This window comes from Comamonas sp. CMM02, assembly GCF_014851485.1.
Taxonomy (GTDB): domain Bacteria; phylum Pseudomonadota; class Gammaproteobacteria; order Burkholderiales; family Burkholderiaceae_C; genus Comamonas; species Comamonas avium.
In genome coordinates this window covers 118,235-141,749 of sequence record NZ_JACUZW010000006.1, presented here as the reverse complement: position 1 = coordinate 141,749, position 23,515 = coordinate 118,235, and the positions used below count along the sequence as shown (strand labels likewise).

Sequence of the window (23,515 nt, the reverse complement as noted above, 5' to 3'; positions counted from 1 at the left end):
GAAGACGTGTTCTCGATCTCCGGTCGCGGTACCGTGGTGACAGGCCGTATCGAGCGCGGCATCATCAAGGTCGGCGAAGAAATCGAAATCGTCGGTATCAAGGACACTGTCAAGACCATCTGCACTGGCGTGGAAATGTTCCGCAAGCTGCTGGATCAAGGTCAAGCTGGTGACAACGTGGGCCTGCTGCTGCGCGGCACAAAGCGTGAAGACGTGGAACGCGGCCAAGTGCTGTGCAAGCCCGGCTCCATCAAGCCCCACACACAGTTCACTTCCGAAGTGTATGTGTTGTCCAAGGACGAAGGCGGTCGCCACACTCCTTTCTTCAACAACTACCGTCCTCAGTTCTACTTCCGTACAACTGACGTGACAGGCTCCATCGAGCTGCCAGAAGGCAAGGAAATGGTTATGCCTGGCGATAACGTGTCGATCACTGTGAAGCTGATTGCTCCTATCGCTATGGAAGAAGGTCTGCGCTTCGCTATCCGCGAAGGTGGCCGTACTGTTGGTGCCGGCGTTGTTGCCAAGATCATTGCTTAATTAGTTCGGGTTTAGGGGTATAGCTCAATTGGCAGAGCGTCGGTCTCCAAAACCGAAGGTTGTAGGTTCGATTCCTACTGCCCCTGCCACCATGTAGTGGTAACGCTAAGCCCGCCAGTAAATGGCGGGCTTAAGTGTCTTGTGCTCCAGCATAGTTGGAGTGAGAAAAAGTGAGATATGGCCACATCGCAAGTAGAAACAGTTCGCACAGGTGCCGATAAGATCAAGTTGGTTGGTGCATTGCTTTTGGTGGTTGCTGCAGTAGCCGGGTTTTATTTGCTATCAAAGCAAGGATCTTTTGCTCAATGGGGTGCGCTGACGGTGGGGCTGGTTGCTGCCGCCGCCACATTCTTGGTTTCTGAGCAAGGCAAGCAATTGCTGGCCTTTGGTAAAGATTCTTGGAAAGAAGTCAAAAAAGTAGTGTGGCCAACTCGCAAGGAAAGCTTGCAGATGACCCTCTACGTTTTTGCGTTTGTAGTGGTCATGGCACTGTTTTTGTGGCTGACAGATAAAACGCTTGAATGGGCTCTTTATGATCTCATTTTGGGCTGGAGAAGCTAATGACTGATTCGATCGAACCTGTGTCGGGTGAGGCCGGTGCGTCTGCTCCTGTCAATCCTGATCTGCGTTGGTATATCGTGCATGCCTATTCGGGCATGGAAAAGGCGGTAGAGCGCAATATTACTGAGCGCATTAATCGCGCAGGTATGCAAGATAAGTTTGGTCGTATTTTGGTTCCCACCGAAGAAGTGGTGGAAATGAAAAATGGCCAGCGCAAGACAACGGAGCGACGCCTATTTCCTGGCTACGTCTTTGTCGAAATGGTCATGGAAGATGACACTTGGCACCTGGTCAAGCATACGAGCAAGGTTACTGGGTTTGTGGGCGGTGCAAAAAATCGCCCAGCACCGATCTCTGAAGCTGAAGTTCAGAAGATTGTGAGCCAGATGCAAGAGGGCTCCGAAAAGCCTCGCCACAAGATTGAGTTTATGGTTGGTGAGTTTGTTCGCGTGAAGGAAGGTCCTTTCACGGACTTTAACGGTAGCGTTGAAGAAGTGAACTACGAGAAAAGCCGGTTGCGAGTTTCTGTGGCTATCTTTGGACGCTCTACGCCGGTTGAGTTGGAATTCTCTCAAGTCGAAAAAACTTGAGATACGTTTTTAGTCCCGCGTATTGAAACAAAGGGGCTGTAATCACGGGGAGCTGCACTTTGCTGTGTAGCGTTACTACCCGTTAGGAGCTAAAAATGGCGAAAAAAATCGTCGGCTTCATCAAGCTGCAAGTGCCAGCTGGTAAGGCCAACCCATCCCCTCCAATCGGTCCTGCGCTGGGTCAGCGCGGCCTGAATATCATGGAGTTCTGCAAGGCATTCAATGCGCAGACTCAAGGTGTTGAGCCAGGTCTGCCTTTGCCAGTGGTGATCACTGCTTTTGCTGACAAGAGCTTTACATTCGTTATCAAGACGCCTCCAGCAACTGTGCTGATCAAGAAGGCAATCAAGTTGGATAAGGGTTCTTCGAATCCTTTGAAGGCTAAGGTTGGCAAGATCACCCGCGCTCAGCTGGAAGAGATCGCTAACACCAAGATGAAGGACATGAACGCTGCTAACGTTGACGCTGCTGTGCGTACGCTGGCTGGTTCTGCTCGTTCGATGGGTGTGATCGTGGAGGGTTTGTAAAATGGCCAAGTTGACCAAGAAGCAAAAAGCCCTGCAGGGCAAGGTGGACTCCACCAAGCTGTACGCATTCCCTGAAGCTGTGGCTTTGGTGAAGGAAGCCGCTACTGCCAAGTTCGATGAATCCATCGACGTGGCTGTTCAGTTGGGCGTTGATGCCAAGAAGTCGGACCAAGTGGTGCGCGGCGCTGTTGTGCTACCTCACGGTACTGGTAAGACGACTCGCGTTGCTGTGTTCGCTCAAGGTGCTAAGGCTGAAGAGGCCAAGGCCGCTGGCGCAGACATCGTTGGTATGGATGATTTGGCTGCGATGGTTAAGGCTGGCGACATGCCTTTCGACATCGTGATCGCTGCTCCAGATGCTATGCGCATCGTGGGTCAGTTGGGTCAAATCTTGGGCCCACGCGGTCTGATGCCTAACCCTAAGGTTGGCACTGTGACTCCTGACGTTGCTACGGCTGTGAAGAACGCCAAGGCAGGTCAAGTGCAGTATCGCGTTGACAAGGCCGGTATCATTCATTCGACCATTGGCCGTCGTTCGTTTGACAACGATAAGCTGCAAGCCAACTTGGCTGCGCTGATTGATGCTCTGAACAAGTCGAAGCCAGCAACTAGCAAGGGTCTGTACCTGCGCAAGGTGGCTGTATCCTCCACCATGGGTGTGGGTGTTCGCGTTGAGACACAATCCATCGCAGCTTAATTGCTAAAATCTTTAGCTCGCCAGAAATGGCGGGCTAATGTGGTGGGCTGAATGCGTTGCTTGGCAGCGTCTTCAGGCCATCCAAGACCGCTGGTGTGGCTTGCCACTTAATACTTCCAGCGCAGATGGCGATCCCGCTGCAGATGGATAAATGTCCTTCTAACAGTTGGTCGCTGCAATAAGAGCGCACACAAAGGGAATTCTCAGCGTGTGCATTTTAAGGAGTAGACCTTGAGTCTGAATCGCAGTGAGAAAGAAGCGGTCATCGTTGAAGTGACCAGCCTCGCCGCTAAAGCTCAAACGCTTGTGATCGCGGAATACCGTGGCATCACGGTCGCCGACATGACCAAACTGCGTGCTGATGCTCGCAGCAAGGGTGTGAGCCTGAGCGTGTTGAAGAACACGCTGGCCCGCCGTGCTGTCGCTGGTAGCGCGTTTGAAATTGTGGCTGACCAGATGACTGGTCCTCTGATCTATGGCTTCTCTGAAGACGCAGTGGCTGCCGCTAAGGTGGTGGCCGACTTCGCGAAGACCAACGACAAGTTGGTAATTCGCGGTGGCGCTTTCGGTGGCAAAGCCCTGGACGTGGACGGTGTGAAGCAGTTGGCAAACATTCCTTCCAAGGAAGTTCTGCTGGCGCAAGTGTGCGGCTTGCTGATGTCCCCCATGTCGCGTACAGCCGTTGTGCTGGGTGCTCTGGCGGCTCAGAAGAGCGAAGGCTCTGCCGAAGTGGCAGCCGAAACAGCCGAAGCCTAAGCGCTCGGCAAACCAACAAATTTGTTAGGAAATCAAATGGCATTCGATAAAGACGCATTCTTGACCGCCCTGGACAGCATGACTGTTCTGGAACTGAACGACCTGGTTAAGGCAATTGAAGAGAAGTTTGGCGTGAGCGCAGCTGCTATGGCCGCTCCTGCTGCTGCTGGCGGCGGTGCTGCTGCTGCTGCTGAAGAAAAGACCGACTTCAACGTCGTTCTGACTGAAGCTGGCGCAAACAAGGTTTCCGTGATTAAGGCTGTGCGTGAAATCACTGGCCTGGGTCTGAAGGAAGCTAAGGATCTGGTTGACGGCGCTCCTAAGGTTGTTAAGGAAGCCGCTCCTAAGGCTGACGCTGAAGCTGCTGTGAAGAAGCTGATCGAAGCTGGTGCAAAGGCTGAACTGAAGTAATTCAGTCCAATCCTGAGGCTGGAGTGTCTGAAAAGGCACTCCAGCCTTTGGCGCTTGTGGATATGACTTTTAGAGCACACCAGAAAGCCGTGTTATTTAACGGTTTTCTAGTGTCTTCTGACAACCCGACAGCAGAAGACGCCTTGGTTCGGGCGATGTGCAATGCACCGCCGTCAGCCATGGTTGGTAGTGGCCAACCGCCAAGCCGGCAAAAAAGCGCTCGCCCATTTGCTGGACCGTGTCGTCGCAGACCCAGGACTCATGTCTTTGCCCGGAGATCTCATGGCCTATTCTTATACCGAACGCAAGCGAATTCGCAAGAGTTTCGGCAGCCGCGACAGCGTGCTCGAAGTGCCTTACCTGCTGCAGATGCAAAAAGATGCCTATACCGCATTCCTGCAAGCAGATTCAGCCCCCAAAAAACGTACGATGGAAGGCCTGCAAGCGGCTTTTGAATCGGCATTTCCTATCGTCTCCCACAATGGATTTGTGGAGATGAAGTTTGTTGAATACAACTTGGCCAAGCCTGCGTTTGACGTGCGCGAGTGCCAGACGCGTGGTTTGACGTTCGCGTCGGCTGTGCGTGCCAAGGTTCAACTGATCATTTACGACCGCGAGTCTTCGACCAGCCAGTCGAAAGTCGTCAAGGAAGTGAAAGAGCAAGAGGTCTACATGGGCGAAGTGCCCCTGATGACTGACAAGGGCTCGTTCATCATCAACGGTACTGAACGCGTCATCGTGTCTCAGCTGCACCGTTCGCCTGGTGTGTTCTTCGAACACGACAAGGGCAAGACGCACAGTTCGGGCAAGCTGCTGTTCTCGGCACGCATCATCCCTTACCGTGGTTCTTGGCTGGATTTTGAATTCGATCCCAAGGATTTGCTGTATTTCCGCGTGGACCGTCGTCGCAAGATGCCTGTGTCGATTCTGCTCAAGGCGATTGGTATGTCGCCCGAGCAAATCCTGACGCACTTCTTCGTCAACGACAACTTCCGCTTGATGGACAGTGGCGCACAAATGGAATTTGTGGCCGATCGTCTGCGTGGTGAAGTTGCACGCTTCGACATCACCGACAAGTCGGGCAAGGTCGTGGTTGCCAAGGACAAGCGCATCACTGCGCGTCACACCCGCGAGCTGGAGCAATCGGGCACCAAGTACGTCAGCGTACCTGAAGACTTCCTGATCGCCCGCGTGCTGGCCAAGAACATCATTGACCCTGATACCGGTGAAATCATCGCCAAGGCCAATGAAGAGCTGACCGAAGCTTTGCTCAAGAAATTGCGCAGTGCTGGTATCCAGGACATTCAGTGCCTGTACACGAATGAGCTGGATCAGGGTGCGTACATTTCGCAAACCCTGCGCACAGACGAAACAGCGGACGAGTTCGCTGCACGTGTAGCCATCTACCGCATGATGCGTCCCGGTGAGCCTCCAACCGAGGACGCCGTACAAGCTTTGTTCCATCGCTTGTTCTACAACGCAGACACGTACGATCTGTCGCGCGTGGGCCGCATGAAGTTCAACGCCCGCGTGGGCCGTGATGGCGCAACGGGTGCCATGGTGCTGTCTAACGAAGACATCTTGGCTGTGGTCAAGTTGCTGGTAGACCTGCGCAACGGCAAGGGTGAGGTCGATGACATCGATCACCTGGGTAACCGCCGCGTACGCTGTGTGGGCGAACTGGCCGAAAACCAGTACCGCACAGGTCTGGCACGTATCGAAAAGGCTGTGAAGGAGCGTTTGGGTCAAGCAGAGCAAGAGCCTCTGATGCCCCACGACCTGATCAACTCCAAGCCTATTTCTGCGGCTCTGAAGGAATTCTTCGGTGCATCGCAGCTGTCGCAGTTCATGGACCAGACCAACCCTCTGGCCGAAATCACCCACAAGCGCCGTGTATCGGCCCTTGGCCCAGGTGGTTTGACACGTGAGCGTGCAGGCTTTGAAGTGCGTGACGTGCACGTGACTCACTACGGTCGCGTTTGCCCTATCGAAACGCCTGAAGGTCCAAACATTGGTCTGATCAACTCGCTGGCGCTGTACGCTCGTTTGAATGAGTACGGCTTCATCGAGACGCCTTACCGTCGCGTGGTCGATGGCAAGGTGACGATGGAAATCGACTACCTGTCCGCCATTGAAGAAGGCAAATATGTGATCGCTCAGGCTAACGCCGAGCTGGACACAGAAGGCCGTCTGGTGGGTGATCTGGTGTCGGCCCGTGAAGCGGGTGAATCGACGCTGCTGTCGCCTGAGCGTGTGCAGTACATGGACGTGTCTCCTGCACAGATCGTGTCGGTGGCTGCTTCCCTGATTCCTTTCCTTGAGCACGATGACGCGAACCGCGCGTTGATGGGTGCCAACATGTCGCGCCAGGCTGTGCCTGTGCTGCGTCCTGAAAAGCCCATGGTCGGTACCGGTATCGAGCGCGTTGCTGCGGTTGACTCGGGCACGGTCGTGACTTCCAAGCGTGGCGGTATCGTGGACTACGTCGACGCCACCCGTATCGTGATTCGTGTCAACGATGAAGAAGCGGTGGCCGGCGAAGTGGGTGTAGATATCTACAACCTGATCAAGTACCAGCGTTCCAACCAGAACACCAACATTCACCAGCGTCCTGTTGTCAAGCGTGGCGACAAGCTGGCCAAGGGTGATGTGATTGCTGACGGCGCATCGACCGACCTGGGCGAAATTGCCATTGGTCAGAACATGCTGATCGCGTTCATGCCATGGAACGGCTACAACTTCGAAGATTCGATCTTGATCTCGGAACGCGTGGTGGCTGAAGACCGCTACACCTCGATCCATATCGAAGAACTCGTGGTGATGGCGCGTGACACCAAGTTGGGTGCGGAAGAAATTACCCGCGACATCCCCAACCTGTCTGAGCACCAGCTGAACCGTCTGGACGAGTCCGGCATCATCTACGTGGGTGCAGAAGTGCAGCCCGGCGATACGCTGGTTGGCAAGGTGACGCCTAAGGGTGAAACCACGCTGACGCCTGAAGAGAAGCTGCTGCGCGCCATTTTTGGCGAGAAGGCTTCGGACGTGAAGGACACTTCGCTGCGCGTGGACCAGGGTTCGTCTGGCACCGTGATCGACGTGCAAGTCTTCACCCGCGAAGGCATCCAGCGTGACAAGCGCGCTCAGCAGATCATCGACGATGAACTCAAGCGCTTCCGTCTGGACCTGAACGACCAGTTGCGTATTGTGGAAGCCGACGCATTCGACCGTATCGAAAAGCTCTTGCTGGGTCGTACTGCCAACGGTGGCCCGAACAAGCTGAGCAAGGGTGCCAAACTGGACAAGGCGTACCTGGACAGCGTGGAGAAATTCCACTGGTTCGATATCCGTCCTGCGGAAGACGACGTAGCTGCTCAGCTCGAATCCATCAAGAACTCGCTGGAGCAAACGCGCCACGAATTCGATCTGGCCTTCGAAGAAAAGCGCAAGAAGTTGACACAAGGCGACGAGTTGCCTGCTGGCGTGCTGAAGATGGTCAAGGTGTACTTGGCAGTCAAGCGTCGTCTGCAGCCGGGTGACAAGATGGCCGGCCGTCACGGTAACAAGGGTGTGGTCTCCAAGATCGTGCCTGTGGAAGACATGCCTTTCATGGCTGATGGCTCCACCGCTGACATCGTGCTGAACCCATTGGGCGTGCCTTCGCGTATGAACATTGGTCAGGTGCTGGAAGTGCACTTGGGCTGGGCGGGTAAGGGTCTGGGCCAACGCATTGGCGACATGCTGCGCGATGAAGCGGCAGTGGCTGAAGTGCGTGCCTTCCTGGAAGAGGTCTACAACTCGCGTGGCCGTAAGGAAGATCTGTCGCTGCTGAGCGATACGGAAGTCCTGAACATGGCTGAAAACCTGAAGACCGGCGTGCCATTCGCAACGCCAGTGTTTGACGGTGCCAACGAGCAGGAAATCAAGGACATGCTGAAGCTGGCATACCCTGATGACCTGAAGGCGCGCAAGGGTCTGACCGAAGCCCGCACACAGGCTTACCTGTTTGATGGCCGCACTGGTGAGCAGTTCGAGCGTCCAACGACCATTGGCTACATGCACTACCTGAAGTTGCACCACTTGGTGGACGACAAGATGCATGCCCGCTCCACAGGTCCTTACTCGCTGGTTACGCAGCAACCTCTGGGCGGTAAGGCTCAGTTTGGTGGCCAGCGTTTCGGTGAAATGGAAGTGTGGGCGCTGGAAGCTTACGGCGCCGCTTACGTTCTGCAGGAAATGCTGACCGTCAAGTCCGATGACGTGGTGGGCCGTACTAAGGTGTACGAATCCATCGTCAAGGGCGAGCACGCCATCGAAGCGGGTATGCCAGAGTCGTTCAATGTGCTGGTCAAGGAAATCCGTTCCTTGGGCTTGGACATCGAACTCGAGCGTTCCTAAGGCCTTATAAAAAAGTAAGCAGCCATCGCTGATAAGCAAAGGATTTGCGCATGATTGAATACGGAAATCAGCGCAAATACAGCGATGGCAGCTATTAATTTGGATGAAAAGGGAAAGAGTTACATGAAATCGCTACTCGACCTGTTCAAGCAATTCACGCCGGATGAGCATTTCGATGCCATCAAGATCGGCATGGCTTCGCCCGAGAAAATTCGTTCGTGGTCTTTCGGTGAAGTTAAGAAACCAGAGACCATCAACTACCGCACGTTCAAGCCCGAACGCGACGGCCTGTTTTGCGCCAAGATCTTTGGCCCTATCAAGGACTACGAGTGCCTGTGCGGTAAGTACAAGCGCTTGAAGCACCGCGGTGTGATCTGCGAGAAGTGCGGCGTTGAAGTCACACAGACCAAGGTTCGCCGCGAACGCATGGGTCACATCGATCTGGCCGCACCTTGCGCCCACATCTGGTTCCTGAAGTCGCTGCCATCGCGCCTGGGCCTGGTGCTGGATATGACACTGCGCGACATCGAACGCGTGCTGTACTTTGAAGCATATGTGGTGACCGATCCCGGCATGACCCCGCTGAAGAAGTTCGGCATCATGACCGAGGACGACTACGACGCTAAGCAGCAAGAATTTGGCTACGACGAATTCACTGCCAAGATGGGCGCTGAAGGTATCAAGGACCTGCTCGATGGCATTGATATCGACAGCGAAATCGAGCGCCTGCGCGGTGACTTGACCGGTTCTGAAGTCAAGGTCAAGAAAAACGCCAAGCGCCTGAAGCTGCTGGAAGCGTTCAAGAAGTCTGGCATCAAGCCCGGCTGGATGGTGCTGGAAGTGCTGCCTGTGCTGCCTCCAGACCTGCGTCCGCTGGTGCCACTGGACGGTGGCCGTTTTGCTACGTCCGACTTGAACGACCTGTACCGCCGCGTTATTAACCGTAACTCGCGCCTGCGCCGCCTGCTGGAGCTGAAGGCTCCAGAGATCATTGCTCGCAATGAAAAGCGCATGCTGCAAGAAGCGGTGGATTCGCTGCTGGATAACGGTCGTCGCGGCAAGGCCATGACGGGCGCTAACAAGCGTGCCCTGAAGTCTCTGGCCGACATGATCAAGGGTAAGAGCGGTCGCTTCCGCCAGAACTTGCTGGGTAAGCGCGTCGACTACTCCGGTCGTTCCGTGATTACCGTGGGTCCTTACCTCAAGCTGCACCAGTGCGGTTTGCCCAAGTTGATGGCGCTGGAGCTGTTCAAGCCCTTCATCTTTGCCCAGCTGGAACAGCGCGGCATTGCCACCACCATCAAGGCTGCCAAGAAAGAAGTCGAATCCGGTACACCCGTGGTTTGGGACATCTTGGAAGAGGTCATCAAAGAACACCCGATCATGCTCAACCGTGCGCCTACGCTGCACCGTTTGGGTATCCAGGCGTTCGAACCTATCTTGATCGAAGGCAAGGCCATCCAGCTGCACCCACTCGTCTGCGCGGCGTTCAACGCTGACTTTGACGGTGACCAGATGGCTGTTCACGTGCCTTTGTCGGTTGAAGCACAGATGGAAGCCCGCACTTTGATGCTGGCCTCCAACAACGTGCTGTTCCCCGCTTCGGGCGAGCCTTCCATCGTTCCTTCTCAGGACGTGGTGCTGGGTCTGTATCACGCCACGCGTGACAAGATCAACGGCAAGGGCGAAGGCATGGTGTTCATGGACACCAACGAAGTGCAACGCGCTTTGGATTCTGGCGAAGCAGAACTGCACGCCAAGATCAGCGTGCGCCTGCCTGAGTGGACCAAGGACAAGGAAACAGGCGAATTCGTCAAGACCGTCAGCCTGGTGGAAACCACCGTGGGCCGTGCGCTGTTGTCGGAAATTTTGCCTAAGGGCCTGCCTTTCAGCCACATGAACAAGGCGTTGAAGAAGAAAGAGATCTCCAAGCTGATCAATTCTTCTTTCCGCAAGTGTGGCCTGAAGGCGACCGTGGTGTTTGCTGACAAGCTGCTGCAAAACGGCTTCCGTCTGTCGACCCACGCGGGCTTCTCGGTGTCGATCGACGACATGCTGGTGCCTCCACAAAAGGCCGGCATTTTGGCCAATGCCGAATCCGAAGTGAAGGAAATCGAGCAGCAATACGTCTCCGGTCTGGTGACGTCGGGCGAGCGTTACAACAAGGTGGTGGACATCTGGGGTAAGGCTGGCGACGACGTGTCCAAGGTGATGATGGACCAGTTGAAGGTTGAAAAAACCATCGACCGCCACGGCAACGAAGTGGACCAGGAGTCGTTCAACGCGATCTACATGATGGCGGACTCGGGTGCTCGAGGCTCGGCCGCTCAGATTCGCCAGTTGGCAGGTATGCGTGGTCTGATGGCCAAGCCAGACGGCTCGATTATCGAGACGCCTATTACCGCGAACTTCCGCGAAGGCCTGAACGTGTTGCAGTACTTCATCTCGACCCACGGCGCCCGTAAGGGTCTGGCCGACACGGCGTTGAAGACAGCGAACTCGGGTTACTTGACACGTCGTCTGGTCGATGTGACGCAAGACTTGGTCGTGACCGAGCTCGATTGCGGCACCTCCAATGGCGCGCTGATGCGTGCCATCGTTGAAGGCGGTGAAGTGATTGAGTCCTTGCGCGATCGCGTGCTGGGTCGTACCACGGTGGAAGAGGTGCTGCACCCTGAAAACCGTTCGGTGCTGCTGGCTGCGGGCGTCTTGCTGAACGAAGACATCATTGAAGCGCTGGAAGCTCAGGGCGTAGACGAAATCAAGGTTCGCACTGCGCTGAACTGCGAAACACGCTACGGCTTGTGCGCCAAGTGCTATGGCCGTGACCTGGGTCGCGGCGGTATGGTGAACCTGGGTGAAGCAGTGGGTGTGATTGCTGCGCAGTCCATCGGTGAACCCGGTACCCAGCTGACCATGCGTACGTTCCACATTGGTGGTGCGGCTTCGCGTGCAGCGGTGGCCTCGAGCGTTGAAGCCAAGTCCAACGGTGCTGTCAGCTTTAACGCCACCATGCGTTACGTCAGCAACTCCAAGGGTGACCTGGTGGTGATTTCCCGTTCCGGCGAAATCGTGATCAGCGAAAACGGCCGTGAGCGTGAGCGTCACAAGGTGCCTTATGGCGCCATCTTGACCATCAAGCCTGACGAAACCGTCAAGGCCGGCAAGATTCTGGCCAACTGGGATCCATTGACCCGCCCGATCATTACCGAATACGCCGGTCAGGTGAAGTTCGAGAATGTGGAAGAAGGCCTGACTGTGGCCAAGCAGGTGGACGATGTGACCGGTCTGTCGACCCTGGTTGTGATCGACCCCAAGCGCCGCGGTTCTGCCAAGGTGGTACGTCCTCAGGTCAAGCTGATCGACGCCAACAACCAAGAAGTCAAGATTCCAGGCACCGATCACTCGGTGACGATCGGCTTCCAGGTGGGCGCGCTGATTCAAGTGCGCGACGGCCAAGAAGTGGGTCCTGGCGAAGTGCTGGCACGTATCCCTGTTGAAGGTCAGAAGACCCGAGACATTACCGGTGGTCTGCCTCGTGTGGCCGAGCTGTTCGAAGCACGTACACCCAAGGACAAGGGCACACTGGCTGAGATGACTGGTACCGTGTCGTTCGGTAAGGAAACCAAGGGCAAGATCCGTCTGCAGATCACCGATCTGGAAGGCAAGGTCTGGGAAGAGCTGGTTCCTAAGGAGCGCAACATTCTGGTCCACGAAGGCCAGGTGGTGAACAAGGGCGAATCGATTGTGGACGGCCCAGCTGATCCGCAAGACATTCTGCGTTTGCTGGGTATCGAAGAGCTGGCCCGTTACATCGTGGACGAAGTTCAGGATGTGTACCGTCTGCAAGGCGTGAAGATCAACGACAAGCACATTGAAGTGATTGTTCGTCAGATGCTGCGTCGCGTGGTGGTCGAGAACACGGGCGAATCCACTTACATCGCTGGCGAGCAAGTGGAGCGTTCGGAAATCCTGAACACCAACGAAGCGCTTCAAGCCCAAGGCAAGATCCCTGCCACGTACTCCAACGTGCTGCTGGGTATTACCAAGGCTTCGCTGTCGACCGATTCGTTCATCTCTGCGGCTTCCTTCCAGGAAACTACCCGCGTCTTGACCGAAGCTGCGATCATGGGCAAGCGCGACGAGTTGCGCGGCCTGAAGGAAAACGTGATCGTGGGTCGTCTGATCCCTGCCGGTACAGGCTTGGCTTACCACCAGGCGCGCAAGGCCAAAGATGCCATGGACGACGCAGAGCGCCGTGCCATTGCCGACGCTGAAGCCGCTGAAATGGCTGGCGAGGTGAATGCTTCTGAAGACAACGCCGCCTAATCGCCGCGTTGCCTGATTAGGCACCATCGCCCTGCGCTCCCTACTTGCCTTATGGTGGGTAGGGAGCGTTTTTATTGGTATTTATCCTGTGTTTTCGACCATGTGGATCTTGTCGCTCGAATGGCTATTGCTCGCGCTGCTAGTGTTTTGGATCACTGGCGCATGGAAGCGCATGAAACGCATGCGTGCTGCCTGCAAAACGGCCTTTGTCGCTGTGGAGGTGCAATTTGTGCAACTGCTCGACCTGCTGCGCAGCTGTGCCAACGCACAGTTGCCTGAACAAGAGGTGCAGCAGTCTTGTTTGCAGCACGTCAGGCAGGCACTGCTACCCAGTGCGAACCTGCTGGAAGCGGCGTTGCACCAGGCGAAGCTACAACCACTGCGACCGGAGACAATTGCAGCGCTGGATAGTGCATGGCAAGGTGTCCAAGTGGCATGGCAGGCGTATGTGCAACTGCATGGCGCGCAGGCACAAGCGCAGTCGGATGAGCAGCAAGAATGGGAGCTGCGGTGGACGCAATTGATTACCTTGCAAAGCCACAGCACAGAGCAGTTCAATACAGCGATTCATGCATACAACGAGGCAATCGCTCAGTTTCCTGCATGTGTCATCGCACGACTTAGTGGCCTGAAACCTGGCCGAACTTTTCAGAAAGATGCTGCATTGCTGATGCAGCCACCCGCATGACGCGAAAGATTTTTCAACACGATGCTGCTGCAGCGCAGGCTGCAGCACCGATTCCTTTGTGGCAGCAACTGGCGGCGGTTGCTCAAGCCCTGCAAATGATTTTGTCGGGCCAATCCGGCACAGCAGCTTTGGCCGAAGTACCCGTGCGTTTGCGCCCCGGTGTGCAGGCATTGCTGTTTCAGGTGCTGCGTCAATTGGGGCGTGCGCAAGCGCTGCGCAGGCAGCTTGCTCCAAAAGCGCCGCCAGCCAAAGTGGATGCATTGCTGTGCACCGCGCTGGCTTTGGCGTGGGATGCAGATCAGGCCCCCTATGAACCCTTTACCCTGGTCAATCAAACCGTAGAAGCAGCCAAGCGCGGTAGCTTGCTGCGCCAGGCGGGCTTTTTGAATGCATGCTTGCGTCGTTTTTTACGAGAACGTGATGCCTTGGTGGCCGCTACGGACAACGACAGCCTGGCGCGCTGGAGCCACCCGCAATGGTGGCTGGATCGGCTGAAAAAAGACTACCCCCAAGACTGGCAACGCATTCTGAAAGCCAACAATGCACAGGCTCCGATGAGCCTGCGAGTGAACCAGCAAAAAACCACTCCACAGCAGTATCAGAAAGCGCTGGCAGCCATAGATATTGAATCCACGCTGTTTGGTCAAAATGGTGTGCAGCTGGTACGGGCGCAGCATGTGCAAGCGCTGCCAGGCTTTTCAGAAGGTGTGGTTTCGGTGCAGGATGGCGCTGCACAAATGGCAGCACCACTGCTGCTGCAGGGTCTGGACCTGAGCTTGCCGCTGCAGGTACTGGATGCCTGTGCAGCACCTGGAGGCAAGACCGCGCATTTGCTGGAGTTTGCCGGTGCAACTTCACCCCTACAGGTGACCGCTTTGGAAGTGGATGCCCAGCGCAGCGAACGCATTCACGACACCTTGCTGCGCACAGGCCTGCAAGACCATGCCAAGGTCATCGTGGCGGATGCCGGGAAACCCTCGCAATGGTGGCAGCAAGCCAACGGCAGCCAGCAATTTGACGCCATCTTGCTGGATGCGCCCTGTACCGCGTCTGGCATTGTGCGCCGCCACCCGGATGTGCGCTGGTTGCGTCGTGAAAGCGATGTGGACCAGCTGGCCGCAATTCAGGCGCAGATCCTGGACGCCTTGTGGCCGTTGCTCAAAGCAGGTGGACGCATGTTGTATTGCACTTGCTCTGTCTTTAAAGCCGAAGGGGATGAACAGGTGCAAGCGTTTCTTGCACGCAACACACAGGCGCAGTTATTGCCGTCACCTGGACATTTAATTCCGGGAATTACGGCGCAAACTGACCTGCTCCCGGACAATGACGCAGGTGACCACGACGGCTTCTTCTACGCACTGCTGCAAAAAAACGTCTGACTCTTTGTCTGCACAAGGAGAGCAGCGCCGTGCTTTGGCACTAGCGATGGTGGCTGCGGTGGGCGCAGCCACCATCACGCCGTGCATTGCGCGTGCGCAAGACGCGGACGCACATGGTTCAGAGCTGATGGACAAGGATGGCAGGTCTGGGGTTCAACTGCTGCGCGATGGCGATGCGTTGCTGCTGACGACCACCTTGAACTGGTCATTGCCTGATCTGGTGCAGGATGCTTTGCTCAAAGGTATTCCTGTGCACTTCATTGCTGAAGCCGTCATGCTGCGCGAGCGCTGGTACTGGAGCGATCAGGAGCTATTGCGGGCTGAACGCTTTATGCGGCTGAGCTACCAGCCATTGACCCGCCGCTGGCGGCTGTACACGGGCAGTCAGCCCTTTGAGGGGCAAGGGTTGGGTGTCGCGTTATCCAGCTCTTTTGAAACCTTGCAGGATGCGGTGCAAGCCATGCAGCGCATTGTGCGTTGGCGGATCGGCCGGACGGCAGATTTGCTCTCCAGCGGCAGTGCCATCTTGCAGCTGCGCTTTCGGATTGATCTCTCGCACTTTCCCAGACCTCTACAAATTGGTGTCTTGGGTCGGGCGGATTGGAACTTGCTGGTGACGCACCGCGAGCGTGTGGATTTGAGTCAGTTTCAATGAGCGCTTCTTCAATAACGACATCTTCTGCATCGCGCAGGTCAACCCGCTGGGCTTTGGGCGTGGCGGGTGCGGTGATGTGTGCGATCGGACTGGTGCTGCTGTTTTTGCTGATGCAGGCCACGAACAATCGTGAGCTGTATGAGCGCCACTATGCCTGGCTGTTTGGCTTGAATGTGCTGGTGGCAGTGGCGCTGTCTTTGGTGTTGCTGTGGATGGCAGTACGTCTGGCAGTGCGCTGGAAGCAACGCAAATTTGGCAGCCGGTTGTTGTTCAAGCTTGCAGCCATCTTCGGGTTGGTGGGTGTGATACCCGGTCTGTTGATTTATGTGGTGTCCTACCAGTTTGTATCGCGATCGATTGAAAGCTGGTTTGATGTCAAGGTCGAAGGGGCGTTGAGTGCCGGCGTCAATCTGGCCAGCGTCACGTTGGAAACCATCGCCAATGACATGGCCAACAGCACGCGCACGGCGAGTCAGCAATTGACCCAGGTACCAGATGCTGGGGCAGGTCTGGTTCTTGAGCGTATTCGCGAACAATTAGGTGCCACCGACGTGGTGCTGTGGAACGACGCTGGTGTGGCCGTGGCCAGCGCGGGAACTTCTTTGCTGGAGCTTTCGCCAGCCAGGCCCAGCAGCCAGCAGTTGCGCAGCTTGCGCTCGGGCTTGAAAGCCATGGCCAACATCGAAGGCTTGGACGAGGTTGCGGCCAGCAATACGCGTGAAAACATGGACAGCGTGCATGTCAAAGTTCTTGCTTTAGTGAGCAACTCCCGATTGGAGTTGCTGGCAGAGCGACGCTTTTTGCAGGCCTCTATCCCTTTGCCCAGAGCGCTGGTGACCAACGCCCTTGCGGTGCAAGACGCCAATCGTGAGTACCAGGAGCGCGCCTTGGCACGCCAGGGCCTGCAGCGAATGTACATTGGTACGCTGACGCTGAGCCTGTTTCTGGCCGTGTTTGGTGCCGTATTGCTGGCAGTGCTGCTGGGCAATCAGCTGGCTCGCCCTTTGCTCGTGCTTGCACAAGGCGTACGGGATGTGGCACGGGGTGACTTGACCCCAAAAATTGCGCTGCAGACCAAAGATGAACTGGGGGGGCTGACCCGGTCGTTTGCCTTGATGACGCAGCAGTTGCTGGACGCGCGCACCGCAGTCGACAAAAGCATGATCGAAGTGAATGCTGCACGGACCAATTTGCAGACCATCTTGGACAACCTGACATCAGGCGTTCTTGTCTTGGACGATCGATGGCATGTACTGACCATTAACCCTGGCGCTACGCGCATTTTGCGCATGCCCATGGCGGTTTACATAGGTCGGAAATTAGAGGATGTACCGGGCTTGAGCACATTGGCAGACATGGTGCGCGAGCAGTTCGATATCTTTTTAGGGGAGCGTGGGGCGGCCAGCGGGCGTGACCGCTGGCAGCAAGTGCTGGAGCTGTCGCTAGACCACGTGACCAGTGGGCAAGATGGTGAGGCAGCGCAAGGAAAAACCACCTTGGTGGTACGCGGCGCGGAGCTGCCACAGTCACGGCGGCTGATTGTGTTTGACGATATTTCAGAAATTGTTTCTGCACAACGCTCAAAAGCGTGGGCAGAAGTTGCGCGCCGTGTGGCCCACGAAATTAAAAATCCGCTGACCCCCATTCAGTTGTCTGCCGAGCGGCTGGCAATGAAACTGACGGACAAACTGGAGCCGCCCGAGCAGGCGCTACTCAACCGTTCCGTCAAAACCATTGTGGATCAGGTCGCCGCCATGCTGCGTCTGGTCAACGAGTTTCGTGACTATGCACGGCTGCCAGCCGCCGAGTTGCAGCCCGTGGATTTGAATGCACTCGTATCTGACTTGATGCAGCTGTACGGCGAAGAAAACGCGCAGGTGCCGGTGCATGCTCAGCTGGATGGGCTGGCCCCATTGGTGGCGGGAGATGCACAGCAATTGCGCCAAGTCATTCATAACTTGGTGCAAAACGCGCAAGATGCGACACTTCAGCAGGCAGAAGCTTTGGGCATTGCGCCCGCGCCGGTAGAAATATCTACCCAATGGATTGAAAGCAGCAAACGTGTTCGACTGAGCATCTGCGACAGTGGAGCGGGTTTCCCTCCGCATATCTTGCAGCGTGCGTTTGAACCGTATGTGACAACCAAGGTGCGGGGCACGGGCTTAGGCCTGGCGGTAGTCAAAAAAATTGCGGATGAGCATGGCGCACGCATTGATTTGGCCAACCGTATGGATAACGGCATAGTGCAAGGTGCACAAGTGTCGCTATCATTTGTCCCTGTAAACACCGAGGCACCGTGAGGGGCGGTGAACCTAAAACCTGTAGACATAGGCTTTTCGAAACTCATGGCAAACATACTGGTGGTGGATGACGAACTGGGCATCCGAGATCTCTTATCTGAGATTTTGAATGATGAAGGGCACAGCGTGGAGCTGGCAGCCAATGCCACGCAAGCGCGCGTGGCCCGCAATGGCGGCATATTTGATTTGGTGTTGCTGGACATCTGGATGCCCGATACCGATGGCGTATCACTCCTGAAAGAGTGGGCGGCTTCGGGCCAATTGACGATGCCAGTGATCATGATGAGTGGCCACGCCACCATTGATACGGCTGTTGAAGCAACGCGGATTGGCGCGTTGTCATTTTTGGAAAAGCCCGTCACCATGCAAAAACTGCTCAAAGCGGTGGAGCATGGTTTGGCAAAAAATGCCAGCACCCCTGCGGCCAAACCTGCGGTCGCATCCATTGGCATGCCTTCCGCGGGAGCTGCGCATGTGAACGATACGGTGGGCAGCATCAATGATGTGGGTGTTCGTCCGCTGGCAAGCTTGCGCAATCAGGCAGACAGCATGCCGGACGCGCACCAGGACTTTGATCTTGATCGCCCCCTGCGTGAAGCACGTGACGGGTTTGAAAAGGCTTACTTTGAGTTCCATCTGGCCCGCGAGGGTGGCTCCATGACCCGCGTGGCTGAAAAAACTGGATTAGAGCGTACCCACCTGTATCGCAAGCTGCGCCAATTGGGCGTGGACTTGGGGCGCAGCCGCCGTGGATAAGAAATTTTGAAAAATTTTCGGAATTTTCTTTGAAGGCTTAAAAGTGTGCCTATAATCATGGCTTCGGCACAACGACAGACTACTCTGAAGTTGCAAAGGCCCGGTAGCTCAGTTGGTAGAGCAGCGGATTGAAAATCCGCGTGTCGGCGGTTCGATCCCGTCCCAGGCCACCAAATACGATTCCACTGGAGTCCGGTGGAATCAAAAAGCCCTAAGTTTTCATAAGCTTAGGGCTTTTTTGTTTCTATCGTAGGTCGCAAAAGTTCATAGGCTTCCACGCAATCGTGCAGTAACTTTTGCAGTAGCTCGTGCGAAACGGCTTCTAGGCCAAAAAAGTTACTGCATTTCCCTCTGCAGGCAGGGCAGGCGGTTACTGCACACCACCGTCTCAGGCCTGGCGCGTGGAAGGTGGGCGCCAAGGGCAATCTCTGCGCTCACTTCTGGTCAGCACGCCCAAGTTGGCCCCCAGTTCCTTCTTAACCCCCTGAGTGTTGGTCGGCACAGCCTGCACACCTGGCCAAAGCCACTTCTGGGCATACCAATCTTTATTTAAGCCTCTTAGGCGACGCACGCAGCACAGGCAGAGAGTGCGGCTCGAATTACCCGCTCCAGGGTTCTTTGGGCAAGGGCCCGCGGCCTTGGGTCACCCAAGCCCTTTAGGTTCATCGCCAAACACTGGACGGGCGCGTCTCGAATGGCCTGCATCCACAGATTCATGCGTTTGCCACGCCGCTCTCTGCGACACGGCTAGCCCTTGGCATAACGTCAAGCCCGCCAACAAGAAAGCATGGTCAGCCCCGTTGTTTGCAATGCGCTCGGCTAACGTTTTTCGGTCGTATGCTCTTTTTTTCGGGGGGATACTGCGAGAAAACTCAATAGAACACTAATAAGCTGTTGATATATAAGTATTAATTTAATCCCGTTCAGCCGTGGGGGCAAGCGGCTTGGGAGGGGGTGGAAGCAAAATACTCCTCAAACGACAGCTCATCGGCTTTAAGGCTCAATCGCCGGTGAATATGTGTCGCTTGAGGGGGGCTCACTAGCCAGTGACAGCCTGTGCCTCAATCTCTATGAGCCAGTCTGAAACTGCAAGTCCAGACACTAGTACCCAAGAAGATGCGGGTAGTGCTTCTCCGAACGCATCAAGCAGTGCTCTTGAAATGTCATTTTGAGACTGCTGATTGCTCGCGTCTGCTCTGATATATAGCCTGAGCATCGTCACATCGCTGAGACTGGCAGGCACTTGTGCCAACAACTTTTCAATGCTTTTTAAACATTGGGTAGCTTGCTCATACATGCCCGTACTATGCAAAGACTGGTCTGAGTTGGCTGCAACTTGCCCTGATAAGAAGATGTGATTTTTCCCTGTTGATACAACTGCTTGACTGAATCCGTACTGGGTGCTGTTGAATAAAAAATCTGGATTGATTCTTTTGTGCATGAATGTTTACACCAATGTGTAATGCCTTAGTTGAGACTGTTTTCCGTTCAGCTGCTCCATGAGTTAAGTCATGGTTGCCGGGGTTAACGACTGTTGAATGGCCGTTACCGCCTGTTTGCAGCTCGTTAATGGTATGTCACCCTGCAAATATGCGGGTATGCAGCAGCAGGAAATGGCCTCCTGAAGAAGCCCCTTTATCTCATCCACGAGAGCTGCAGGTGCTCAAGCATTCACCTGTGAGGGAGCAGTTACTTGGCGTTGGCTCTCTCCGCCTGGGTGAAGGCCGCGACTTGTTGGTTCATGTGAGCAGCGTGGCAGTGATCGCGCCAAACTGGTCACGGCCTGCTTTTTGAGGGTTGATGAACCCACAGACTCAGCGCTGGGTGCTTGCAATGGCGCGCTGCCCACGTACACCGTGCGTGACACGGAATCACCAAAAGAGATGCTGGTTTCTGGGGCGTACTCAGCGAGAGGGTTTTGTGCCCACCATGGATGGCGCAGTAGAGTCGCCAGTCGTGGGCGCCGCCTTTGACGGAAAGCAGTAACCAAAGATTCTGGCTGCCGGTTGAGCGCTTGCGCGGGTCGCCGGGCTTGACTCCGCCAATGGCGTTGTCAGGCAGGGGGTAAATTGGAAATGCAGTAACTTTCGCAGTAGCTACTCCAGCTCAGAGTCCCTTGTTCAGTATTCGTGCGGCCTGGCAGGAATGATCCGATCTCGTCCGAGCCACCACAATCTAAGCCCCAGATCAACAATGATCAGGGGCTTTCAGCTTGTGATTTTGATATCTGCTGCCCGTAAAGCTTGCGTAAAGCATCGTGAGGACTTTGTTGGATGGCTAGGCAAGCGGGATGTATAACTTTAGAATAAGAATAATTATCATTTATAACATTCTGGGAGCTCGCAGGTATGCGAAACAATCGGAACTCCAGCACGCCTTGCGCAGGTGATCGCTGGTTTTTTTGTGTCTGCGCATCGTTGGAGGCGCGATGAGCAAGCAGGCTGCAATGTCGCGCAGCGCGTCGCTCGTGCGCTATCGCTTGACGGTGGCTTCGCGCGTGCTGGCGGCTTTTGGTGGGGGCTACGGTTTGAGTGCAGTATTTGCTGCCGCCTGTGGGCTAGTGTGCGTGCGCTGGCTGGGTGTGACAAGGGCCGATGCGGTGACGCTGTCGACCATGCTGTCATTCGTGGTCTTTACCGTGGCGGTGCTGTGGGCTTTTGCCTGTAGCAGTAGTCGAAAGGCATGGCTGGGCATTGTGGTGCCTGCAGCAGTTCTGGGCGTGTGCACCTGGGCTTTGTACGGAGGCCAAGCATGAGAGTGGATGGAAAACCTGAAGGCTTGCGCCAGTCCATGTCTTGGCTGCATACATGGAGCGGTCTGCTGCTGGGGTGGCTGCTTTACGCCGTGTTCTTTACGGGGACGTTGAGCTATTTTGTCGATGAGATCAATGACTGGATGCGGCCAGAGCTGCATGTGTCTGTGGCACAGGCCGACACTGCCGAGAAAGCCATGGCCGGCATGCAAAAGCTTGCCCCAGACGCCAGCAGCTGGAGCATCAACCTGCCTGATGAACGCCATACGGCCGTTGAGGTGTCGTGGCGCCCCAAAGGGGCTGCACAGGGGCGCGAAGGAACGAAGCGTGCGCAACTGGATGCATCAACGGGGGATGTAATTGCGGTGCGTGAGACACGTGGGGGCAGCTTTCTGTATCGCTTTCACTTTGAGCTGTATGCCATGCCGCGCGTCTGGGGGCGGTGGATAGTGGGCATTGCCACGTTTGTGATGCTGGTGGCCATCATCAGCGGTGTGATCACACACAAGAAGATTTTTACGGATTTCTTCACTTTCCGTCCGCGCAAGGGACAGCGGTCGTGGCTGGATGCGCACAACGCCACAGCAGTGCTGGCCTTGCCGTTTCACATTGTCATTACCTTTAGTGGCTTGTTGCTGCTCATGACCATGCTGATGCCCTGGGGGGCCTACGCGGTTTATGACGGTGAGCCGCAGCGCTTTAATGCAGAACGCAGAGGCATGCAGGCGGCCCCGGCACAACAAGGCGGGCCGCAGCAAGCTGCGCGTGAAGGCCGGGGTGAGGGCCGTGAGCGCAAAGCGGCTGAGCCTCAGGCCATGGCTCCGATTGGCCCCATGCTGCAGTTGGCGCAGGCGCATTGGCAAGGTGGGGCGGTGGGCAGTATCTCCGTACAAAACCCCAACACACAGCGTGCGAGCGTTGAATTGCGCGCAGAAAGGGCCGATAGCCTGCTGCTGGGCCGTGCAGGCAGTCAGAAGGTGGTGCTGGACGGGGTGACGGGTACGCTGAAAGAGACACCAGAGGCGCGCCAGCCCTCCGCTGCGATGGCGGTGATGAACAGCATGGTCAGCCTGCACCTGGGGCGTTTTGCGGGGCCTGCGGTGCGCTGGCTGCTGTTTCTGTCGGGGCTGGTGGGCACTTGCATGGCGGCCACAGGGCTGGTGCTGTGGGTGGTGAAGCGCCAGCCTGATCGACGCAAGCTGGGCTACACGCCCAAGGGGCACAGGCTGGTGGAGGTGCTGAACGTGGCGGCCATTGCGGGACTGTCTGTCGCGGTGGCAGGGTACTTCTGGCTGAATCGCTTGCTTCCTGTGGGTCTTGAGGCGCGCAGCAACGCAGAGATCAATGGCTTTTTTGCGATCTGGCTGGCTTGCCTGGTGCACGCCGCGTTGCGTCCACATGCCAAGGCATGGCTGGAGCAAATGGCGGTGGCGGCGCTGGCGTTCGCCTTGCTGCCTTTGCTCAATGTATGGACAGGTGGCGCAGGGCTGTGGCTGACCTTGGCACACAGTCAGTGGAGCGTGGCTGGATTTGATTTGATGATGCTGGCACTCGGGCTGGTGCATGCCGCTGTGGTGATCAAGCTGTGGCAGCGCAGAAAAAAATCGGATGCCGTAGCGGTGTCCGCTGTGCGCCAGGGTGTGGCATCGCAAAAAACCGTGCTGCAGGCACCGGAGAGTCAATCATGAGCGCGTGGATTGCATTGTTGCTGGCAGTGCCCGCGTTTGCGGCACTGAGCCAGGCCATGGAGCGCCATGGCGCGCAAGCGCGCAGTGGCCTGCCTTGCGCCCGCGTTTTATGGGGCTGGCGTGCAGCGGGCGTGCTGCTGCTGCTCATGTCGCTGGCCGCGTGCCTGCACGCGTGGGGCACGTCTGTGGCAGTGGCCGCGTGGCTGGGTGTGCTGACGTTTGCTGCGCTGGCTGTGGCACTGGTGCTGACTTATGCAGAGAACAGTTTGCGTGCCATAGCGTGGTGCAGCTTGGTTCTAGCCATCTTGGCAATGGTGGCAAGTGGGTGGCTGCATTGATGTAAAAATGAGCGCCCATCGCTTGTGTATAGGCTATTTCAGATACTTTTAATGCTGAAGTTGGCTTTGCGTATACGTTGGCAGCTCATTTATTTAAATCTCTCCTGACTGTATTACGCTTGCTTGCTCATCATGAGCCTCCGCAGTCTTGCG

Annotated in this window: 18 protein-coding genes and 2 tRNA genes; 19 read left to right on the top strand and 1 reads right to left on the bottom strand. The window is 56.0% G+C overall.

Annotated elements, in window-relative coordinates; translation table 11 throughout:
• From IB213_RS17195 to IB213_RS17120, 16 genes are all read left to right on the top strand, one after another.
• On the top strand, nucleotides 1-540 hold a 540-nt coding region (locus IB213_RS17195), incomplete at its 5' end, for an EF-Tu/IF-2/RF-3 family GTPase (protein WP_255501969.1).
• 13 nt (nucleotides 541-553) lie between these two features.
• Nucleotides 554-629, top strand: a tRNA-Trp gene (locus tag IB213_RS17190).
• A gap of 88 nt (nucleotides 630-717) precedes the next feature.
• Entirely contained in the window at nucleotides 718-1,101 is a 384-nt protein-coding gene (gene secE / locus IB213_RS17185; protein ID WP_192408045.1) for a preprotein translocase subunit SecE, read from the top strand.
• Nucleotides 1,101-1,691 carry a transcription termination/antitermination protein NusG gene (gene nusG, locus IB213_RS17180; protein ID WP_191722165.1) on the top strand — a complete coding sequence of 197 codons (591 nt, stop codon included), beginning with the start codon at nucleotides 1,101-1,103 and terminating at the stop codon, nucleotides 1,689-1,691. The genes secE and nusG overlap by 1 nt, the downstream gene beginning before the upstream one ends.
• Before the next feature lie 95 nt (nucleotides 1,692-1,786).
• Nucleotides 1,787-2,218: a 50S ribosomal protein L11 gene (gene rplK / locus IB213_RS17175; protein ID WP_191722166.1), complete on the top strand. Its 432-nt coding sequence runs from the start codon at nucleotides 1,787-1,789 to the stop codon at nucleotides 2,216-2,218.
• 1 nt (nucleotide 2,219) lies between these two features.
• A complete protein-coding gene (rplA, locus tag IB213_RS17170) occupies nucleotides 2,220-2,915 on the top strand; it encodes a 50S ribosomal protein L1 (protein WP_191722167.1) in 696 nt (231 codons plus the stop codon).
• 231 nt (nucleotides 2,916-3,146) lie between these two features.
• A complete protein-coding gene (rplJ, locus tag IB213_RS17165) occupies nucleotides 3,147-3,671 on the top strand; it encodes a 50S ribosomal protein L10 (protein ID WP_191722168.1) in 525 nt (174 codons plus the stop codon).
• A 36-nt stretch (nucleotides 3,672-3,707) separates the two neighbouring features.
• Complete coding sequence (rplL, locus tag IB213_RS17160) at nucleotides 3,708-4,082, top strand: 50S ribosomal protein L7/L12 (RefSeq protein WP_191722169.1); 375 nt, start codon at nucleotides 3,708-3,710, stop codon at nucleotides 4,080-4,082.
• Nucleotides 4,083-4,364: 282 nt separating this feature from the next.
• Nucleotides 4,365-8,477 (top strand): DNA-directed RNA polymerase subunit beta, encoded by a 4,113-nt coding sequence (rpoB, locus tag IB213_RS17155; RefSeq protein WP_191722170.1) that lies wholly within the window; start codon nucleotides 4,365-4,367, stop codon nucleotides 8,475-8,477.
• A 123-nt stretch (nucleotides 8,478-8,600) separates the two neighbouring features.
• Nucleotides 8,601-12,806 (top strand): DNA-directed RNA polymerase subunit beta', encoded by a 4,206-nt coding sequence (rpoC, locus tag IB213_RS17150; RefSeq protein ID WP_191722171.1) that lies wholly within the window; start codon nucleotides 8,601-8,603, stop codon nucleotides 12,804-12,806.
• A gap of 172 nt (nucleotides 12,807-12,978) precedes the next feature.
• Nucleotides 12,979-13,494 carry a hypothetical protein gene (locus tag IB213_RS17145; RefSeq protein ID WP_192408043.1) on the top strand — a complete coding sequence of 172 codons (516 nt, stop codon included), beginning with the start codon at nucleotides 12,979-12,981 and terminating at the stop codon, nucleotides 13,492-13,494.
• On the top strand, nucleotides 13,491-14,873 hold the full coding sequence (gene rsmB, locus IB213_RS17140; protein ID WP_192408041.1) for a 16S rRNA (cytosine(967)-C(5))-methyltransferase RsmB: 1,383 nt from the start codon (nucleotides 13,491-13,493) through the stop codon (nucleotides 14,871-14,873). Before IB213_RS17145 ends, rsmB begins: the two co-directional genes overlap by 4 nt.
• A gap of 4 nt (nucleotides 14,874-14,877) precedes the next feature.
• The gene (locus IB213_RS17135) at nucleotides 14,878-15,528 is read left to right on the top strand and encodes a DUF4390 domain-containing protein (RefSeq protein ID WP_192408039.1); all 651 of its coding nucleotides are present in this window, start codon (nucleotides 14,878-14,880) and stop codon (nucleotides 15,526-15,528) included.
• Nucleotides 15,525-17,828, top strand: coding sequence for an ATP-binding protein (locus IB213_RS17130; protein WP_192408037.1), 2,304 nt, complete (start codon nucleotides 15,525-15,527; stop codon nucleotides 17,826-17,828). Before IB213_RS17135 ends, IB213_RS17130 begins: the two co-directional genes overlap by 4 nt.
• Nucleotides 17,829-17,873: 45 nt before the next feature.
• The gene (locus IB213_RS17125) at nucleotides 17,874-18,584 is read left to right on the top strand and encodes a response regulator (protein WP_191722176.1); all 711 of its coding nucleotides are present in this window, start codon (nucleotides 17,874-17,876) and stop codon (nucleotides 18,582-18,584) included.
• Nucleotides 18,585-18,681: 97 nt separating this feature from the next.
• Nucleotides 18,682-18,757, top strand: a tRNA-Phe gene (locus IB213_RS17120).
• Between the two features lie 866 nt (nucleotides 18,758-19,623).
• Here the strand turns inward: IB213_RS17120 and IB213_RS17115 are convergent.
• Nucleotides 19,624-20,025, bottom strand: a complete 402-nt coding sequence (locus tag IB213_RS17115; protein WP_191722177.1) for a Rid family hydrolase — start codon at nucleotides 20,023-20,025, stop codon at nucleotides 19,624-19,626.
• A gap of 987 nt (nucleotides 20,026-21,012) precedes the next feature.
• Here IB213_RS17115 and IB213_RS17110 point away from each other — a divergent pair.
• The 3 genes from IB213_RS17110 to IB213_RS17100 are packed head-to-tail and all read left to right on the top strand — an operon-like array spanning nucleotide 21,013 to nucleotide 23,362.
• Nucleotides 21,013-21,339 (top strand): DUF3649 domain-containing protein, encoded by a 327-nt coding sequence (locus tag IB213_RS17110; protein WP_225561177.1) that lies wholly within the window; start codon nucleotides 21,013-21,015, stop codon nucleotides 21,337-21,339.
• Nucleotides 21,336-23,024, top strand: coding sequence for a PepSY domain-containing protein (locus IB213_RS17105; RefSeq protein WP_192408035.1), 1,689 nt, complete (start codon nucleotides 21,336-21,338; stop codon nucleotides 23,022-23,024). The genes IB213_RS17110 and IB213_RS17105 overlap by 4 nt, the downstream gene beginning before the upstream one ends.
• A complete protein-coding gene (locus IB213_RS17100; protein WP_192408033.1) occupies nucleotides 23,021-23,362 on the top strand; it encodes a DUF3325 domain-containing protein in 342 nt (113 codons plus the stop codon). The genes IB213_RS17105 and IB213_RS17100 overlap by 4 nt, the downstream gene beginning before the upstream one ends.
• The last annotated feature ends 153 nt before the right edge of the window (nucleotides 23,363-23,515 follow it).

Coding starts and splice junctions, on each gene's coding strand:
- secE (WP_192408045.1), top strand. CDS start 718: ATGGCCACATCGCAAGTAGAAACAGTTCGCACAGGTGCCGATAAGATC.
- nusG (WP_191722165.1), top strand. CDS start 1,101: ATGACTGATTCGATCGAACCTGTGTCGGGTGAGGCCGGTGCGTCTGCT.
- rplK (WP_191722166.1), top strand. CDS start 1,787: ATGGCGAAAAAAATCGTCGGCTTCATCAAGCTGCAAGTGCCAGCTGGT.
- rplA (WP_191722167.1), top strand. CDS start 2,220: ATGGCCAAGTTGACCAAGAAGCAAAAAGCCCTGCAGGGCAAGGTGGAC.
- rplL (WP_191722169.1), top strand. CDS start 3,708: ATGGCATTCGATAAAGACGCATTCTTGACCGCCCTGGACAGCATGACT.
- rpoB (WP_191722170.1), top strand. CDS start 4,365: ATGGCCTATTCTTATACCGAACGCAAGCGAATTCGCAAGAGTTTCGGC.
- rpoC (WP_191722171.1), top strand. CDS start 8,601: ATGAAATCGCTACTCGACCTGTTCAAGCAATTCACGCCGGATGAGCAT.
- IB213_RS17145 (WP_192408043.1), top strand. CDS start 12,979: ATGAAACGCATGCGTGCTGCCTGCAAAACGGCCTTTGTCGCTGTGGAG.
- rsmB (WP_192408041.1), top strand. CDS start 13,491: ATGACGCGAAAGATTTTTCAACACGATGCTGCTGCAGCGCAGGCTGCA.
- IB213_RS17130 (WP_192408037.1), top strand. CDS start 15,525: ATGAGCGCTTCTTCAATAACGACATCTTCTGCATCGCGCAGGTCAACC.
- IB213_RS17125 (WP_191722176.1), top strand. CDS start 17,874: ATGGCAAACATACTGGTGGTGGATGACGAACTGGGCATCCGAGATCTC.
- IB213_RS17115 (WP_191722177.1), bottom strand. CDS start 20,025: ATGCACAAAAGAATCAATCCAGATTTTTTATTCAACAGCACCCAGTAC.
- IB213_RS17110 (WP_225561177.1), top strand. CDS start 21,013: ATGAGCAAGCAGGCTGCAATGTCGCGCAGCGCGTCGCTCGTGCGCTAT.
- IB213_RS17105 (WP_192408035.1), top strand. CDS start 21,336: ATGAGAGTGGATGGAAAACCTGAAGGCTTGCGCCAGTCCATGTCTTGG.
- IB213_RS17100 (WP_192408033.1), top strand. CDS start 23,021: ATGAGCGCGTGGATTGCATTGTTGCTGGCAGTGCCCGCGTTTGCGGCA.